A 17,464-nucleotide genomic window follows, 5' to 3' on the forward strand; every position below is an offset into this window, starting at 1 on the left:
AAAAAGCGGCCTAGGCCGCTTATTTAAAGTAGTTAGCTTTTTAGTTATTAAAAAGAGTATTTAACAGAGAACTGTAAACGATCTAAATCGCCATCTACACCACTTTCAGTTTCACGCTCAGCATGCTTTAGCTCAGCTCCAAATGTTAGGCGTTTAACAGGGGAGTATAAAATGTTAGCGCTATAGCTTTGGCTTGATTCAGTCGGATCACCAGAAATAGCTAATAAATCAGTGTTGTTATCAGCAGAGAAGAAAGAGTATAAGAACGTTGAACGCCATTGGCTTGTCCACTTGTGCTGGTAAGCAACAAAACCAGAAGTCGAATCAATTGCATCTAGTTCATCGCCATTAAGTACTGCGCCGTGAGCAACGTTTAAGCCTACGTAACGGCCTAAGCCTTTACCTTGAGTAAGCATAAATTTAAGGTTGTCTTCACCAAGGTTTATTTTACCCGACGCACTAATACCAAAAGATGTTTCATCTGCATCAACACTGCCTACTTTATAAGTAAGTTGGCGAGCAAGCGCTGCAACAACAATGTTACCCCAATCAGCTTTGTGTGTGTAACGAGCTGTAAAGTCAGGCAATGATGCATCATCAGTTACTACCATACCGCTAGTAGTAGAAATTGTACTTTCTGGGTTTTCTAATGAGAAAGACCATGCGCCAGTGGTATATTTAATTTGCGATTGACGAACAAATATAGTGCCTTCAGCTGGGCCTACAAAATCAAGCGTTTCAGCAAGGGCACCCACGTTTTGAAAGTTAGACCATGTTTGACCAAATAACCAACCGTCGTATGTCACAAACGCATGGCGAATACGTGGAGCATAAGAGTTTGATACACGTTCATTGCCGCCAGCAGCTGAGGCTAAAAAATCAATCTCAATTTTAGTGTTAACGGTCTTACCGTTATCCATAACAGTGGCTGTGCCAAAGTTAAAGCGTGACTCGCGAGCATGCATATCAAACACAGCATCTGAGCTGTTATCGTCGCCAACTGTTAGCGTACTTGGTACGTAAAAGTCACGACCTACGTTTGAGCCTGCAGGCGCACCCGCTGAATAATCACTCCACATAGAGTCGAGTTTAATATATCCACCGTAAGTAAATTCGGTATCACCAATTTTTGCAGCAGTTGCCGCGTATGCAGTACTTGATAGTGCACATAGTACAGCGCTTGCTGCCAATGTTTTTAATGGGGTAAATTTCATTGTGGTGTCCTTTATAGGCTACTTGTTATTTGTTACTTTTTTTTCATGTAAGGTTGTATTACTTGCTACGAGTATTACTTACGAATAAAAAGGGTTGTTAATTTGGCTTTCAATTCACTTTCTATTTTCATTCGTTAAATAAAGCATTTTAGTAAGTACAACAAAATGTCTTTATTTAGAGTACGAGAACACTGTTGAATATGTGCAATATTTACTCAATTACCTATTGGTCTATAAGACTAAGGTTTGAGAGCTGATTAGTTTGTATTTACTTACATTTAACGCGTTGTATTATTTATGTAAAAAAATTGAAAGCAGAAGGATTATAAACTACAAATGAGGAAATTGAAGGGGTGTACAACTAAGGTCTAATACTTAATGTAGCACTGCTGAGTAATCCTTGATAAAAGCTTAAGGCAAGTAATTTAAATGGAGACTAAGATGTCACAAAGTATCTATCCAGTTCCTGCGCATATTAAAGATGCGACTCTTGTAGATAAAAATAAATATAATACGCTTTACAAGCAATCTATTGATGACCCAGAAAGTTTTTGGCGTGAGCATGGCAAACGTCTTGATTGGTCTACCCCTTATACAAAAGTTAAAAACACATCATTCGACAAAGGCCATATAAATATTAAATGGTATGAGGATGGCTACCTTAATGCTTCGTACAATTGTATCGATCGTCACTTAAAAACCAAAGCAGATAAAACGGCGCTTATTTGGGAAGGTGACAGCCCATCTCAAAGTGAGAATATTACTTATCAACAATTGCATGATGAAGTAGCCAAGTTTGCCAATGGTTTAAAAAAGCTAGGTGTTCAAAAAGGTGACCGTGTAGCGATTTATATGCCTATGACGCCTCAAGCTGTTTATGCAATGCAAGCTTGTGCACGTATTGGTGCTATTCATTCGGTTGTATTTGGTGGCTTTTCACCTTCTGCGATTGCAGATCGTATTCGAGATTCGGGTGCCAAGGTCGTTATTACTTCAGATGAAGGGCGCAGAGCGGGTAATTGTGTTCCATTAAAAGCAAATGTAGATGAAGCGGTAGCGCAAGAAACTGTAACCTCAATTGAGCATGTTATTGTGCACCAATTAACCGGCGGTGAAGTTGATTGGAATGAGCACGATATATGGTGGCATGACCTAGTTGCTGATTTACCAGCAAAGTGTGAACCAGAGCCAATGAACGCTGAAGATCCATTGTTTATTCTATATACGTCAGGTTCAACAGGTCAGCCGAAGGGGGTTGTGCATACGACTGGTGGCTACTTAGTTTACTCATCAATGACACATGAATACGTATTTGATTTAAAAGAAGACGATGTGTATTGGTGTAGTGCCGATGTAGGTTGGATCACAGGCCACAGTTACATTGCATACGGGCCATTAGTAAACGGTTGTACACAAGTATTATTTGAAGGTGTACCAACTTATCCAACTGCAGGACGTATGGGCGAAATTGTTGATAAACACGGTGTAACTATTTTATATACTGCGCCTACAGCAATTCGTGCGCTAATGGCGAAAGGTGATGAGCCAACAGCTTCGTCAAATCGCGATAGTTTACGTATTTTAGGCTCGGTTGGTGAGCCAATTAATCCAGAAGCATGGACGTGGTATTACGAGAGTATTGGTAAATCTAATTGTCCGATTGTTGATACGTGGTGGCAAACAGAAACCGGTGGCATAATGATTACGCCTTTACCGGGTGCAACTGATACAAAGCCTGGCTCTGCAACCCATCCATTTTTTGGTATTGCGCCAGCATTATTTGATGCTGAAGGTAATACACTCGAAGGTGCCGTAGATGGTAATTTAGTTATTTTAGATAGTTGGCCATCGCAAGCGCGAACTGTTTACAACGACCATGAACGTTTTGAACAAACTTATTTTAGCGCCTACCCAGGTGTTTACTTTACTGGTGATGGGTGTCGTCGTGATGAAGACGGTTATTACTGGATCACAGGACGTGTGGACGATGTACTTAACGTATCAGGCCATCGCTTAGGTACTGCGGAGATTGAAAGTGCTCTTGTATCACATCCAGCAGTAGCAGAAGCCGCTGTTGTAGGTTACCCGCATGATATTAAAGGCCAAGGTATTTATGTTTATATTACGCCTAACGAAGGTGTAACAGTAAGCGATGAATTAACTAAAGAGGTACGTAACTGGGTTCGTAAAGAGCTTAGCCCAATAGCATCACCAGATATGATTCAATGGTCTCCAGGTTTACCTAAAACGCGCTCAGGCAAGATTATGCGTCGTATTTTACGTAAAATCGCTGCAAATGAGCACCAACAACTCGGTGATACGTCAACGCTTGCAGATCCATCTGTAGTCGATGAACTAATCGAGAACAGATTAAATCGTTAAATGTGCGTTAAAAACTTGATTACAAGTTGATTCTAAACGTAGTATATCGGCTGTCAGTGAGGGTTTTATACCTAACTGGCAGCCGAATTTATTAGGAGTGAACCATGAGTCAGTTTTTAATAGCGGACGACCATCCGTTATTTCGTGAAGCACTAAAGGGCGCACTGAGCGCAAAATTTGAAGGTTTAGAGGTTTTTGAATCATCCGATTTTGACAGCACACTGCAAGTGTTAAGCGAGCAAGAGGATCTTGATATATTACTGCTAGACCTTCACATGCCAGGTAATGGTGATTTATATGGTCTTATTCGTATTAGAGAAGAATACCCAAGCTTACCTATTGCCGTTGTTTCGGGTAGTGAAGACGCTAATATAGTTTCTAAAGTAATGGGTTACGGCGCTATGGGTTTTATTCCTAAATCGTCATCGTCTGATGATATTGCCAGTGCAATTAACCAAATACTTGAAGGCGATACATGGCTACCAAAAGAGCTAAAAAACAAAGTAGCTGAAATTGAAGGTGAAGACCGAGAAATAGCAGCGCAAGTTGCCTCATTAACACCTCAACAATACCGAGTGCTGCAATATCTGCACGAAGGTTTACTTAATAAGCAAATTGCTTATGAACTGCACATATCAGAAGCAACAGTAAAAGCACACATTACAGCCATATTTAGAAAACTCGGCGTGTACAATCGTACCCAAGCCGTTTTAATTGCCGCTAAATTAAAACTCGAGCCAATAGAGCAGGCATAATTTACATTTAAAAAGTCACTTGCTTATTTATGAGCAAAAAAATGCCAGCAACAATGCTGGCATATTTTTATGTGTAGAATAATCAATCAGAATTCAGGTTAATAACAAAATGCATACCTTGTTATCAACACTGTTTTATTACCTCAAAATAAACTACTTAATTAAGCGAATTGGTACAATGCTAAGAAAACACTACAGTTTTATTACCATTAATAAATAGCTTATGCTCTGATGCAAGTTGGAGTGCTTTACAAAACACTGTTTTTTCTACATCTTTACCCATTTTAGCCATCATTTCGGCGGTATTAGCATGTGTAACGCTTGTTACATCCTGCAAAATAATAGGGCCTTCATCAAGCTCGTTGTTCACAAAGTGAGCGGTAGCACCAATGATTTTTACGCCGCGCTCAAATGCTTGATGATAAGGTTTAGCACCAATAAATGCGGGTAAAAATGAATGATGAATATTAATTATTTTACCTTCAAATCGACCCACAAATTCAGGACTTAAAATACGCATGTATTTGGCAAGGCCAATAATGTCAGGGTTGTAGCTGGCAATTAAATCACCTACTTTTTGATCGTGCTCGCTACGGGTTAACCCTTCGTGCGATACAACATGAAACGGCACATCAAACCCTTTTGCTAAAGGCTCTAAATCAGCGTAGTTAGCAATAACGGCTAATACTTCAATATTAAGAGTTTGTTCAAATTGCTTTAGCAACATACCACCTAAACAATGGGCTTCTTTAGTTGCAAGTAAAACTACTTTAGTTTTTGCACCGCAATGTAGGGTAAGCTTAGCACCTTGTGGCAACAGTGCGCGTAGTTGATCTAAAAAGTCGCTTTGTGGCTCGCCTGTAAGCTCTGTACGCATAAAAAATCGCTGCGCGTCTTTATCTACAAATTCGTTGTTACGCGTAATATTTAAATTATTTTTATGGCAAAGCCCTGTAATTTTAGCTATTAAGCCTACGTCATCAGCACATTGGGTGGTTAGTATATAGCTCATTGTCCTCATTCTTACCCTGTAATTAATCCTTTCATTATTTGTGTTTTGGCACATAAAGCAAGGGCTTTGTGAACTAATCCAATATTAATCATGTTGTTGAGTGCAAAAGAGGTAATAAAGTTAAAAAGTATTGAATAGAGGTTAAAAAAATGCCACCTAATTTACAAGGTGGCATTAATACTAATAATCCAGAGTTTAAGTTAATTAACCCTTTGGCTCGGGAGATAAGTTTTCTTCTTGTCTTAAATACCCTGCAGCTTCTTCGTCATCTTTAGCTATCGCTTGCTGAGTAGGTATAGCACGCGTTTGCTGGTTTAATTGATGTATTTGTGACGCATTACCTAAATCACGCTCACTGGTGATTGAGGCGATAGATTCGCGGTCTTTCAAGAACGCGATAACGTCTTTTTTGATTGCTTGCAATTGTCCTTCGTCTTTATGCATTTCCATAATATGACGAGGATGTTCAAGATTTTTCATACCTGTTGCTGCAAACGTAGTAGAAATAACACGAGAAACAATAATCCAAGGCGTTATGCTACTGCGTACTAAAGTATTTTCTGAGCGAGTACTATCGTGAATACCAGTACCTGTTGATATTTTAGACTCAGTAAATGTGCCTTCGCATTTAAAGTACACTAGTAGTGATTCAAACTGCATTTCAGCAAAAAATAGATGAGCTGTATTTGTAAGCAATTGCGCAAATGCTTTAATAAGTATACCTATTAGCAATAAGTGAAAGCTTGTCATTAATAGCTCACTAAATTGAATAACATGTTGGTTATTAAATGCTTGTTTAAAGCTACTAATATTTGCAGCGTCAACGTAATGATAAATATTAATAAACGAATACGCTAAAAACACAGTAAACGCTAAGGCTATAATATAAAGCAAGTTACCACTTACTAAAGCAAGTAACCTTGCTAGCGTAAAGTTTTTACCTAAGTCTATTGAGTGCAGTTTAGGTTGAATCTCTTGGATCATTTCACCTTTAAAACCGCCTTTACCTTCAATTTGTTCTTGAAGCTTAGGATCTAATTCTCTGTAAACTCTGTTAGGTACTTCTTTATAACGACGGTTAGCCATTACCAGGTTGTCTAGGTTTATAAAAATTTCGTCTGGATGAACAGACTCTTGCCAGTTTTCACGTAGTTCTGATACTTCAGCAGAAGGGGTAACTGCATTTAAACGCGCTTTAATCATAATAAAAGCAATTGCGCAGCTCAGAGTGGCTAATACAATAATCGCAATTAAGTACATGCCAGCATGAAGACTAGGTAGTTGCTCAATCCAGCCATCTATTTCTTGTTTGCTAATGTGTTGTTCTTTCATCAGCCATGACATAGAAAGACCAATAGCGATTGGTAGAATAAAAGATAAAGAAATAATTTTAGCGAGTGCACCGGTACCAAGTGCTTCAATATTTTTTTCAGCGTTTCTAGAAATAGGTTTACCCGTAGAGCGCCACGAAAAAAGCACGTAGAACATTAATATGGCACTATAAACAGGAAATGCTAATTCGCCTGCTTCACCGGTAAAACCCGATAAAGATACAAATGCCACAAGGCCATAAGCAATAAGTGCAACAAGGGTACTTACCCATGAGCCAAATAAGCGCTGAGCAACATTACGAATAGGATAAGGTAGGAATAATAACTTAGGGATTAAGCTGTGAAGTAAACGTGATAAAAAACCATTAGGCTCTTTAAACGTACTGTTTTTACGACCAACCAGCATTTCTTCGAGTGATTGCGCGGTGTAGGCTACTTCTTTTTCTTCTTCTTTGGCGGTTGATGCTTGTGATTTACTGTAGTTATAAGCAAGTGAAGTAGGGTGGTTTCTGCCTACAAAATACTTAAGAGTTGCATAAATACCACTTGAAAGTGAGCGAATGCCAAATGCTAAAATAAGCATGCCAAACACCATTAAAATCCATCCAGCGGTTGTATCTTCTTTTACTGAGCCCGCAGCAATAACAAGTAAACTAATACCCGCTATAGACTCAATGAGTCCTCTTACAGCTGTTACTTTACCTTCAAGTTTGAAGGGGTTTTTTAGTCCAAGATCAATCGATCCATAATCAAAAGCCATTGAATTCTCCATTTAAACAGCACCCCAATTGCGGGGGACAAAGTGTAATTAATCTGAACTTAGGATAATAAATCTATCTCAAGTAGCTATTTTTAGCGCTAAGTGTATTGAGTTTAATCGTAATAGACTTGTTGCTGGCGCGTAAGTTCGACCTACTTTACGAAAACCTAAATAGAATTATTAATATATATTAAGTATTTATAATTGTTGTTGGTTTTTTATTATATATCAATAATCTTGTTCAGTTTAAGGTTATTTTAAAGTGATACATTTTATATTTCGACGCATGCTTAAACATAACTGGAGGATTAATGAAGCTAATTTATGTAGATGATAATTTACCAGGGATCACCCGTAAACTTAAACATAAAAGTTGGCTTTACTTTGATCCAATCGGTAAGCAAATAAAAGAGCAAAATGTGATTGATCGTTTGAATGGATTGGCATTTCCGCCTGCCTATAAAAATGCTTGGTTTTGCCCAGAAGAAAACGGGCATATTTTAGCGACAGGATTTGATAGTAAGGGGCGAAAGCAATACCGCTACCATCCTGAATTTAGGGCGCAACAAGAAGCAAAAAAATACCAAGCATGTGGAGTATTTGGTAATAAACTCCCTTTGTTAAGAGCGCGTTTAGAAACAGATTTACAAGGGGATGAGCTTAATATTGAACGTACTTTAGCGGCAGTTGTAAGACTTATGGATTTAGGTGCGTTGAGGGTAGGTAACGAGCGTAACGTAAAGCAAAATAAAAGTTTTGGCGCTACAACATTACGAACACGCCATGCAAAACTCACGGGCAAAAATATTCAGCTAAAATATCGTGCTAAATCAGGTAAAGAACGTGAAGTAAATATAACCGACAGGGTGCTTAGCCATGTCATAAAAGACTTACAAGATTTACCCGGGCAGCATTTATTTCAGTATATAAATGAAGGTGAGCGCACAAATGTTACATCAAATGAAATAAATCAATACATTCAGCAAATAATGGGCGAGGAGTTTAGTGCAAAACACTTTAGAACTTGGCGAGCAAGCGTTATTGCATTCAAACAATTAGCTAAAGCTAAAGGGGCGCTTACTTTAAAAAGCATGCTTGATAGCGTATCTGAGCAACTTGGTAATACTCCAGCTATAGCACGCAAATCTTATGTGCATCCCGATTTAATTACGCTGTGTAAAGAAGATGAAGATACTCAAACTGCGTGGAGAGAGTCCATTTCATTACCACGAAAAACAAAGTACTTGAGTCGTTATGAACGTGGTTTTTTAGCTTTTTTAAAAGATTAATTGCCATAGCAACTTTACACACTTGAGCATATTAATTACATATTCTTTAATTTAATTTATTAACGTTTAGAATAAGGGTTTTCAAAAAGTCATTAAATTTCAATTGTTTATTTTGAAACTTTAATTTGGCATTACCGTTGCACCTCCAGTGTACTACTTAGTGGTAAGTACAAAAGCATTTATCAACGATATTTAGCGAGGAGGTACATAGTGAAGGAGTCATTTTCAAATCAAGCGCTTACTAAAGCAAAGGGCTTTACTTTAAAAACTGCATTATTTATTGGCATGAGCGGCTTATGCTCAGCACCAACACTCGCTGCCGATGAGCTTGAAAGTGTGGTACTCGCTAACTCTTCACTAACTACTTACAACTCACAAAAGTACATGCAAGCTGATGACACCTACTACTTTGACCAATATTCAGCGCAGTTAATTGAACGTACAGAAAAAGCTATTAATTGGTATCAAGAAATAGTTAACAAAGGTGGTTTTACACACTTATATCACGACGAATTGCTTGAACTGGGCAGTAATAATAAAGAGGTGAGCTTACTTGCACAGCGCTTATATCAAGAGCGTGACTTAAAAACTAATGTGTGCGACGAAGCTATATGCACGTTTGATAAAGATTTAGAGCAAGCTGTTAAGCAATTTCAAAGCCGCCATGGTTTAAAAGTTGATGGCCGAGTGGGTAAGCGTACTTTTGCATCGCTTAATGTGCCCGCACAGCAAAAACTCGATAAATTAAAACTTAACTTTTATAGAATAACTAACTTTGCAGGCGCAAGTGATGAGCAATATGTGTATGTAAATATTCCAGAATACAGCTTACGATTTGTAAAAGCTGGCGATGTAAAATTAAAAAATAACGTAATTGTAGGTAAACCAAGTTGGGAAACACCTGCATTTAGCGACGAAATAGAAAAGTTTGTAGTTAATCCTGAATGGCGTATACCCACATCAATTGCCACCAAAGAAATTGCTCCAAAGGTAGCCGAGGATCCTGACTACCTTGTAAAAAATAACATTGAAATTAGAAAAAACAGCTACCTAGACTCACAAACTGTTAATCCAAGCAATATTGATTGGGATTCTATTAAGCCGTACCAATTTGATCACTTTTTAGTAAAACGTGCTGGTGAAGAAAACCCTCTAGGGGAAGTTAAGTATTTATTTCCCAATGCCGAAGCAATTTATGTTCACGATACACCAGCAAAGCACCGTTTTAGCCAAGCAAACCGAGCCTTATCGCATGGCTGTATAAGAATAGAAAAGCCTTTTTCGTTAGCGCGTGAAATTATTAAGCACGAAGGAGAAGCACAGACACTCAATAATATGGACAGCGCACTTGTTCAAAACAGTACTCAGAAGTTTTATTTAGATGAGCCTCTTCCTATTCATTTAGTTTATTGGACTGCATGGGTTGACGAAAATAAGCTGGTTAACTTTAGAGATGACATATATCAACGCGATAAAAAAGCACTATTAAAAAATGATGAACAGTCGGTGATTGCCGCTTTGTTAAAAAATAAATAATGAGAGGGTTTATGCAATTTATTCATTACATTTCTATCGCCATATTCACAATTATATTTGGCAATAGTGTATTTGCTGCAGCGCTTACAAAGCCTGCACATCAGGTAGTTGATATAAAAAACAAAGCCAACTTTGAAGATGCAGAATTTAGCCTAAAAATTAACGATATAGTTATGCCATATTCGGTGTTTTCAGTATTTGTAATGTCCAAAGAGCAAGTTGAGTTTGAAGTGCTTTTTGCGCAATCAAAAAATGCTTACACGCTAATTAACACTCAAGGAAAATCTAAGCTTACAGACACCAACCGCTGGCAATGGCAAGCACCCAAAGAGCCTGGTTTAACAACGGTAATTATTGAGTCGCCCGATAAAAAACAGCGTATGAAAATCAACGTATTCGTTAAAGTACCGGCAGACAATGTCGAAGGAGGAAAGCTCAAGTATTACCACATTGGGCACTATCCTAAACCTTCACAGATTAAAGACACTTTACACTACATAGTGCCCGATGGCTTTGTTAAGGTGACGCCTGAAAATGAAAACGTAAAAATATCACCTCACTTTTTACTAAAGGAATTTGTTAGTAAGCAGCGAAGTAAGCACCCAAAGTATTTATTTTTACAAAATAAGTTGCTACTTAAACTAGAGAAAATACGAAAAGAACTGATTTTAGAAGGTATACCGGTTAGTAATATGGTGGTTATGAGCGGTTATAGAACTCCGTACTACAACAAATCAATTGGCAATGTAAAACTTAGCCGACATGTATTTGGTGATGCTGCCGATATTTTTATAGATAACGATGGCAACTACCGTATGGATGATTTAAATAATGACGGTAAGCATTCAATTGGTGACGCTAAAGCTATGGCCGATATAGTGGAGTCGTTAGCTAGACGTGAATCATTTAAAGGTTTACTAGGTGGTTTAGGTATTTATGGACCTAAGTCGCACCGAGGCGCATTTATACATGTTGATACGCGTGGTTTTAAAGCGCGTTGGGTGAGTAAATAGTTATATTAATAAATATATTAGCGCAATTATCACCTAGCATATTTAAAAAGTGCTGGTAAAACTCATATTACCAACACTTTTTGAGACAAGCTTATCAAAAGCTAATAGCATTAAGATAACAACGCCCATGTCATTAAGATGCTAAATGTGTACGATTCGCTAAAGTTAATTTGGCGGACATTAAAAATATCTGAAAATAAACGATTCCAAATTTCGTTAAATAACTTTGATAAAACTAACGCACTAGCGATCCATGTCGCTAAAAGTAACGTCGTTTTTACAATCAAAGAGTCAATATACATATCTATAAGGGCATTTGATTCGTGTGTACTTCCTACTTCATAATTAGTTAATGCAAAGACAAAGCTTATAGCCCATAAGGCTATTGTGGCTAAGATATTAAAACGTGTTGTAATTCCTTTTTCCATTTAAATACTTCCTTTTCAATATTATGTTTAAGCTGTAAGTGCTTGTACTGATTTAGTCTATCCTCGCTCTTATTAAGTATAATATATTATTGCAGCATAAACGTTTCGTATTCTAAATCTTCAAATTGTTTTGAAAGCCAAAATAACCCTACTACTGAGGTAATAATAGTTGATAGTGCAAAGCCATAGCCATAAAACTGTGGCCCAAAAGCGATTGATAGCAAAGTTAAAACAACGTTTATTACCAAAAATAACCCCGCTAAAAATAGCACGGTTGAGCGTTTATCTAAATAAAACAAAATATTTAAAATAGATAAAAATATAACTTGTACGCCTACACCTACTACATCAATAAATAAAAGCGTTTTATAGTTTGGATCAATGCCAATAAAGGTAAGTATCTGCTCACCCCATAATAATAAGCAGGCAACGGTAATACCCTGAATTTTAAATATATCGTATAAACCGGCACGCGCAGTTTGGATCATACTGTCTTTTAATATGTAGATCTCTTCAAGAGATGAGCCACCACGAATAGCGGTGTAAAAACGGTCGTACTCTTCTACAAAGTCGGTTTCCATTTTTACTAAAAATACTGCCATACCGGGAATAATAGACAAATAAGCCAAAAATATAGGTAAGTCGTAAATTGGGCTGGCTCTTAATGTGCCAATAATTTGAATTGATGTGCTTGGAGAATACCAAAAAATAATTTTATCAGCCCATACACCAATGTTATAAAACAGACCACAAAAGAATAGGCTGTAATACACTTTTTTATTGCTTAAAAAGTCAAAACTTATAAGTTTTTCACCCGGGTAGCGGCGAATAATCATAAATAAAAAGCTAAAAAAGAGCAGTGCTTCGCCTGCAAAAAACGCAAAAAACAAACCGTCTAACTGCCAGTCTCTTAATAAATATGCAAGCAATACCATAAAGGCGTAACCACTTAGCATGGTAATTAAAATTAACCGGTATTCTTTCATACCCGATAGAAAAATAGCGCCAAGCCACTGATTACATAAGCTTACAAAGGCACCTAAAATTATAATCTTAGTAACAACGGGTATAGGGAGCATAGGCCATACAGCCAAGCCCACCAATAATGCGGCTATTGTTGTTATAAGTTGCGCACCAAGTAAATTAGGGAGTACTTTTGCCTCTTCTTTTTGAAAAAACAAATCGGCAATAAACCGAGTTAGTAATAACTGTAAGCCACCCGTTAAAATAAGTGAGGCTGCCATCATGTAGGTAACAAGCGTTAAAAATTGAATAATAAGTACTTTAGGTAATACAATTCCTAAACTTAAAATACCAATTAGCATTAACGCTACAATAGAGAGCAGCCAAGGCCCTGAGCCTATTAAACCTGCGTAGCCGTATGCTTCAAAAACTGAGAGCAGGGTATTTTTTTTGAGAATTTTTCGTATCTCAAAACCTATTCCGGCCATGCCATTGTATCCTTATAAAGTTTATCGTAACGGGCAAACATGTGGCTCTCGTCATAAAATTTTTGTACGCGGTCTAAACCACTTTTTTGATACTCAAGCCAAGCTTGCTCATTTGTTAGCATGTTTGATATTTGTTGTGCTGTTTCGCTAGGTGAAGCAATTGAGACAACTTCACCGGCTTTACCTAATGCTTTATCTTCATCGGTTCCGCCTTCGATTATTTCGCGGCACGAGCCAACATCACTAGCAAGTACAGGCACACCGGCCGCCATTGCTTCTAAAAGTACTAAAGGCTGCGCTTCGGAAATCGAGGTTAAAGCAACAATTCCGAGCTGAGGCAAAATTTTGGTAATATCTTGCATACCTAAAAACTTAACACTGTTTTGTAAATCAAGGCTGCCTACAAGTAGTTCACACTCTTTGTAATATTGCGGATCTTCTTCATAAGGGCCGATGATCCAGCCTTCGACCTCTGGTAATATCGATTGCGCTTCTTTAATCGCACGTATAAAGGTTTTAATATCTTTTATAGGCACTACACGTCCAATTAATCCAACAACCGGTGGTATCTGTTTTGGACGCTGATCAAGCGCTTCAATAAAGCGCACTGTTTTAATGCCATTAGGTACAACAAATGCTTTTTCTGGCGCTGCACCATCTTTTATTTGGCGCTGCCTGTTACCGTCGTATAGTGAAATGATCTTATCTGCTTCTTGATATGTTGTTCGGCCGATTTGCTCAAAAAAGCTGATCCACATACGGCGAATAAAGCCCATCTCGGTATTTAAGTTTTTACCTAGGCTTTGTTCTGACTCTTTGATCCAACTGGCTTGAATAAGATCTATTTTTCTCTCTTTGGTGTAAATACCATGTTCGGTCAACAAAAAAGGAGTATCGCTTATAACACTGGCACCAGAGCCTAAAATACCAGCATACCCGGTAGATATGGAGTGAATAAGTTTAACTTTTGGAAGTCCACGTGCAATTTCGGCTATTTTAAATAGCGGTTTATATAAATTGCGGTATGACCAAAAAAAGTCAATAAAAGAGGACTCATCACAAAAAGTTGAATAGTAATTGGTGAGCACTTGCCACGATGATTCACTATATAAAAAGTCGGCTTCGTTAATACCGTCTTTTTTAGCCAAAGTTTCAAATGCAAATTTTAACAATTCAGTCGGGATAGGCTCGTTACAATCTCTAAAATAATTTTGTAGTTGTTGCCAGAAATCAAAGAGTTCTTTTTTATATTTAACGCCATGCTTAGCTTTTATTTCAGATGTGTCATTTTCCACTAAATAATGAACATGCAGCTTGGTAACGTTTTTAGGTAAAGTATATTGAATCTCGCCATAATGCTCTGGTGCTCCACCTATAAAAACAAGCTCAAAGTTATAATGAGGTAACCCTTCAATTATTTGATGAACCCAACTAGATACACCACCACGTACGTAAGGGTAGGTACCTTCCAAAAGCAGTAAAATGTCTGCATTTTTATTACTCATGCCAATACTCCTGCAAATGACGTAATTCACTGCCCTTAGGTTGTTCTGGGAGTTCTTTTAAGTAGCGTTTACAGTCGTCAAACTTGTTCATACAAAAGGCAACTTCGGCTTTATAAGGGAGAACATGACGCCTTGCCATACCAAACTCAGTTGCTTTAAGTAAGTACTCATGGGCTATTTCGTATTTGTCTAAGGCTAAAGATATACGGCCTAAAAATATAAAGGTTGCAGGTGTTTTTACGTGCTCAATACTTTGCTCTGCAAGTGCTTCTGCCTTTTCTAAAACGTATTTACGCAGTGCACCTTGGGCTAAGCCTAAGTAGCTTAGTTCCCAATACAGTTCGGCTAGCTGTTTTTGTAAATGGCTCAATTTAGGCTGCTTAGTCGTAACGGCTATTTCTTGCTGATACAAACTGATTTTTTCGTTGAGTTTGGTTTCTTTACCATCAAGGGTTGAGTAGGCGAGTAGTCGAATATCATCTTCTAAATCTTTAAGTGCTAGCTTTAAAATAGGAATTGCTTGTGAGTCACTCATGTGACGAGCTGCCATTACAGCACTTAAACGTTTATTTGGCTCATTAGCGTGCTTCAAAATTGCTTTAAGTCCGCCAATAGAATAGGTCGGATTTGCTGATATTGCTCTGGCTTCAAAAGGAAGCTCAGGTATCTTATGCTCTTCTATTTCTATCTCGTCGTTTTTGAGAGGCTTACAAAGAGCAAACGTAATCGCTACTACAACGCCAATAATTCCAAGTACTGGTAATGTAAACAATAATAAAAACATGAGTAGCAAAGAGCTATAAGGAGTCGTTTTGTATTTTTTAGGTATAAACACATAACTAACAATAGCAAAAAGGATGCTAGCAATAGCATGAAATAGTATAGCTAAAAACCAATTAGGTGTTTCCAGTACTTCTATTAATGCAAAGTACTGACAAATACACCCTAAAATAGCCGCTACAATAATTATAATCATGAAAGTGAAACCAATCTCTTTATATCATCTGAGCTTATTGGTAGTGCAAGTTGTTGCTCAATAACAATATCAAGCTCAGCTAAAGTGTTACCAGTGCGCTCTTTACACCAAGTGTTCATTCGGGCGATAAACCCTGCTTTTTCAAGTTCATCAGCTAATGGCATTAATAGCAGTAATACCTGATTTTGATTATCATACAAATAAATGTCTAAACCACGGCGTGCTTCACTTAAGTAACTCATAAGTTGAGTCGATTTATCAGTAATATTATTGGCTTTTATTTTTAGCAGCTGTGATGGAATGTTGTATCGTTTTGCTTCTTTATTCGCGCGTTTAACTTGGCGAATAAAGTACGGAGACTCTTCATAAGTCATTACTGGGTTTGTTATTTCATGGCGCAGTAGGTCGCCAATATGCCCAGCCATAACAGCAAGTAGTGTAAGAGTGGTATTTTTAAGCGCAAAAAATTGTACTCTTTCAACTAAAATAGCGCCGTAAATTGTATTATTTACGTCGATAAGTGGGATTGCCATATGGTATTTACTTATACCTAACGCAGTTTTTGCGTCTTTTACTGATACTAATTCTTTTTCTTCAATCATCGCTAATATAAGAGGATCATTTTCAGCTATTTGACCCATTTGGCCAATAGAGGCAAGTGGTGGCTCTAAAACAGTGTCGTTTTCAACTTTATATAAACCCGCTCTTTCTAATAAACCATATTCAACGAATAGGTCGATTATTTTTTGCGCTGCGCTATCAAGCCTTCTTTCTTTTAATAGCCCGATAGAGGTTCTTACTGCTTGTAGCGATTCACGCAAACTTAACGTATGGCCAGCAAGCATTTGCTCTATTCTATCGTGAGATGAATTAATTAAGTGATACTGACGAGTAAATGTTTCAAGGCGATCGGTTACGTACTCAAGCTGAATACTTTGTTGTTGATTAGTACGTTCCCACACATCCCTAAATTCGCCAGTGATCATAATTACAATAATGTAGCCAATCATGGCGTTAATATTGAAGTCGCTTTGTGGTGATAAAATATTTGCTTGAAGTAAAAAAAGTTGACCAACAAGCAAACATAAAATACTAATAAAGCCTTTTGAAAAGCCATAACGTAGAGAAACTAAAAGTGGGCCAAGTACAGGCCACGAAAACCCTCCCTCAGTCCAAAATGGGTCCTCTGCGTTAAATAATACAGGCAGCCCTAAAGCAAGCGCGGTAAATATAAATACCTCAGCCCATATTTGTAGCTCAGGAACGTCTCTTGGTCTAAGGAAATGTGTTTTCACTCACTAACCTCTATATAAGAAATTAAATCGGCAATCACATCTTGTGCTGTTGCTGCAATGCTATCGCGGCCCCAACCACTTTTAGCAATAGTACCCGTCCAAATCGGCGTTGTTTGTCCATTTTCAGTAAGTGATAATGTAAGTGCAACAACGGGTTCGCCGTCAAGCCCAGCTTTGTAGCGCCACTCTTCAATGCTGCCTGTTAGTACATAGTCAGCTTGTTGAGTGCTTAACCACTGCATAGCATTGTCTAAACGGTATTGATCGTCCAGTGGTGGAAGCTCTTTGGTGTTTACGCGAGGTGCGCGTATAAGAGTTGGTAATTTATTTTGTTGCCAAATACTGGCTAAAATATCTTCAGCACGCTCACCTGCAAGCGGTGTTTGAGCATGATTAACAAGTGGCATTAATGCCACAATTTTCGAAGGGCTAAGCTCTACATCATCAGCAACTCTGCTGGTGGTACATGCTGATAATAGTAATACCAAACACGGTATAATTAAACGAAACATACTCT

At 37.8% G+C, this 17,464-nt stretch carries 14 protein-coding genes; 5 read left to right on the forward strand and 9 right to left on the reverse strand.

The window, feature by feature from the left end; translation table 11 throughout:
- Positions 1-47: 47 nt before the first annotated feature.
- Complete coding sequence (locus tag L654_RS0113595; protein ID WP_010554447.1) at positions 48-1,214, reverse strand: DcaP family trimeric outer membrane transporter; 1,167 nt, start codon at positions 1,212-1,214, stop codon at positions 48-50.
- A 441-nt stretch (positions 1,215-1,655) separates the two neighbouring features.
- Here L654_RS0113595 and acs point away from each other — a divergent pair, with 441 nt between their 5' ends.
- Together acs and L654_RS0113605 are read left to right on the forward strand one after the other, a co-directional pair.
- The gene (gene acs, locus L654_RS0113600) at positions 1,656-3,596 is read left to right on the forward strand and encodes an acetate--CoA ligase (protein WP_024608212.1); all 1,941 of its coding nucleotides are present in this window, start codon (positions 1,656-1,658) and stop codon (positions 3,594-3,596) included.
- A gap of 104 nt (positions 3,597-3,700) precedes the next feature.
- Positions 3,701-4,351, forward strand: a complete 651-nt coding sequence (locus L654_RS0113605; protein WP_007584799.1) for a response regulator transcription factor — start codon at positions 3,701-3,703, stop codon at positions 4,349-4,351.
- 181 nt (positions 4,352-4,532) lie between these two features.
- Here the strand turns inward: L654_RS0113605 and purU are convergent, their stop codons facing one another.
- Entirely contained in the window at positions 4,533-5,363 is an 831-nt protein-coding gene (gene purU, locus L654_RS0113610; RefSeq protein ID WP_024608213.1) for a formyltetrahydrofolate deformylase, read from the reverse strand.
- Positions 5,364-5,567: 204 nt separating this feature from the next.
- Positions 5,568-7,454, reverse strand: coding sequence for a hypothetical protein (locus L654_RS0113615; RefSeq protein WP_007584801.1), 1,887 nt, complete (start codon positions 7,452-7,454; stop codon positions 5,568-5,570).
- 311 nt (positions 7,455-7,765) lie between these two features.
- On the opposite strand from L654_RS0113615, the gene L654_RS0113620 reads away from it, so the two are divergent.
- The 3 genes from L654_RS0113620 to L654_RS0113630 all read left to right on the forward strand — a co-directional run bounded on the left by L654_RS0113620 (position 7,766) and on the right by L654_RS0113630 (position 11,292).
- On the forward strand, positions 7,766-8,743 hold the full coding sequence (locus tag L654_RS0113620) for a DNA topoisomerase IB (RefSeq protein WP_024608214.1): 978 nt from the start codon (positions 7,766-7,768) through the stop codon (positions 8,741-8,743).
- Between the two features lie 210 nt (positions 8,744-8,953).
- Positions 8,954-10,279 (forward strand): L,D-transpeptidase family protein, encoded by a 1,326-nt coding sequence (locus L654_RS0113625; RefSeq protein ID WP_024608215.1) that lies wholly within the window; start codon positions 8,954-8,956, stop codon positions 10,277-10,279.
- A gap of 11 nt (positions 10,280-10,290) precedes the next feature.
- Positions 10,291-11,292: a D-Ala-D-Ala carboxypeptidase family metallohydrolase gene (locus L654_RS0113630; RefSeq protein ID WP_024608216.1), complete on the forward strand. Its 1,002-nt coding sequence runs from the start codon at positions 10,291-10,293 to the stop codon at positions 11,290-11,292.
- A 110-nt stretch (positions 11,293-11,402) separates the two neighbouring features.
- Here the strand turns inward: L654_RS0113630 and L654_RS0113635 are convergent, their stop codons facing one another.
- The 6 genes from L654_RS0113635 to L654_RS0113660 all read right to left on the reverse strand — a co-directional run bounded on the left by L654_RS0113635 (position 11,403) and on the right by L654_RS0113660 (position 17,459).
- Entirely contained in the window at positions 11,403-11,720 is a 318-nt protein-coding gene (locus L654_RS0113635) for a hypothetical protein (RefSeq protein ID WP_024591493.1), read from the reverse strand.
- A gap of 86 nt (positions 11,721-11,806) precedes the next feature.
- Positions 11,807-13,171, reverse strand: a complete 1,365-nt coding sequence (gene pelG, locus L654_RS0113640; protein WP_024608217.1) for an exopolysaccharide Pel transporter PelG — start codon at positions 13,169-13,171, stop codon at positions 11,807-11,809.
- On the reverse strand, positions 13,159-14,676 hold the full coding sequence (gene pelF, locus L654_RS0113645; RefSeq protein ID WP_024608218.1) for a GT4 family glycosyltransferase PelF: 1,518 nt from the start codon (positions 14,674-14,676) through the stop codon (positions 13,159-13,161). Before pelF ends, pelG begins: the two co-directional genes overlap by 13 nt.
- Complete coding sequence (locus tag L654_RS0113650; RefSeq protein WP_024608219.1) at positions 14,669-15,652, reverse strand: hypothetical protein; 984 nt, start codon at positions 15,650-15,652, stop codon at positions 14,669-14,671. The genes pelF and L654_RS0113650 overlap by 8 nt, the downstream gene beginning before the upstream one ends.
- Positions 15,649-16,947 (reverse strand): PelD GGDEF domain-containing protein, encoded by a 1,299-nt coding sequence (locus L654_RS0113655; protein ID WP_007584806.1) that lies wholly within the window; start codon positions 16,945-16,947, stop codon positions 15,649-15,651. Before L654_RS0113655 ends, L654_RS0113650 begins: the two co-directional genes overlap by 4 nt.
- A complete protein-coding gene (locus L654_RS0113660; RefSeq protein WP_007584808.1) occupies positions 16,944-17,459 on the reverse strand; it encodes a hypothetical protein in 516 nt (171 codons plus the stop codon). Before L654_RS0113660 ends, L654_RS0113655 begins: the two co-directional genes overlap by 4 nt.
- Positions 17,460-17,464 lie beyond the last annotated feature (5 nt).

This window comes from Pseudoalteromonas sp. TAB23 (genome assembly GCF_000498075.1).
Lineage (GTDB): Bacteria > Pseudomonadota > Gammaproteobacteria > Enterobacterales > Alteromonadaceae > Pseudoalteromonas > Pseudoalteromonas arctica.